The sequence below is a fragment of the Micrococcus sp. GbtcB5 genome, from assembly GCF_019091605.1.
In the GTDB taxonomy this organism is placed as follows: Bacteria; Actinomycetota; Actinomycetes; order Actinomycetales; family Micrococcaceae; genus Micrococcus; species Micrococcus luteus.
Window position 1 is genome coordinate 1 of the sequence record NZ_JAGXJK010000094.1, and the last position, 508, is coordinate 508.

The following is a 508-nucleotide window of genomic DNA, read 5'->3' on the forward strand; positions in this document are numbered from 1 at the left end:
GTGTGTGCTGCCTTGAGTGTCAGCGGTGCGATGACTTCGCTCCCGCCGGCGCCGGCGAGCAGGAACCATTTGGTCATGGTCTCTCCTGGAAGGGGCGAGCGCCTGCATGCGGCTCGGCCGTGTCTGTTCATGATTCTACCAGCTGGACGCTGGTGTCCCCGCGTTTCCGAGAGGCGTGCTTCGTGGATGCACCGCCATACACGCGCTCAAGCCGCTGTATGCTGGGCCCACCTGCTCGGTTTTCAGGTGTCGATTCCTGCTCGCGTTTCAGCAGTCATTGACAACAACTTTCGCCAGCAAGCCCGGGCCGACCCTGGACCGACCGTTGGTGGACACACTCACCGGCTCCAGGCACAAGAACCTTAAGGAGCTGCACCCCGGCTCGAGCGGGCGCAGCGAGATCCGGATCCTCTTCGCCTTCGACCCCCGCCGGCAGGCAATCCTGTTGGTGGCCGGGGACAAGGCCGGGGCCTGGAAGAAGTGGTACGCCACGAACATCCCCCTGGCC

1 protein-coding gene is annotated in these 508 nt (G+C 64.4%); it reads left to right on the plus strand.

Going from position 1 to position 508, the window contains the following annotated elements:
* Window positions 1-175 precede the first annotated feature (175 nt).
* Window positions 176-508, plus strand: a 333-nt coding sequence (locus KVS67_RS14165; RefSeq protein ID WP_368669062.1) for a type II toxin-antitoxin system RelE/ParE family toxin, incomplete at its 3' end; no start/stop codon positions are given.